A 307-nucleotide genomic window follows, 5' to 3' on the forward strand; every position below is an offset into this window, starting at 1 on the left:
CTTAGAGAAGAATTTGAAGAAGAGAATAACAGTTAAGAATAAAAGAGGATAATTTAGAGGGCAATTTATGGCTGAAGCAAAGACAATGCGATTAAATAAGGTACTGCGTGAATTTAATATTTCGCTGGATCGTGCTGTGGAATTTCTTAATTCCCAGGGCCACGAGATAGAAGCGCGTCCTACCACAAAAATATCGGGAGAGCTTTATCAGGTGCTTTCTGATGAGTTTCAAACCGATAAAAGTAAAAAGGTTGAAGCTAAAGAAGTAGGCGAAGAGAAGCGTAAAGAAAAGGAAAGCCTGCGTCTT

General features: G+C 38.8%; 1 protein-coding gene. It reads left to right on the forward strand.

The window, feature by feature from the left end; all coding sequences use genetic code 11:
- Positions 1-67: 67 nt before the first annotated feature.
- The coding region (locus HC176_RS18780) for a hypothetical protein (protein ID WP_167920488.1) at positions 68-307 on the forward strand (240 nt) is incomplete at its 3' end.

The sequence above is a fragment of the Tamlana crocina genome, assembly GCF_012037625.1.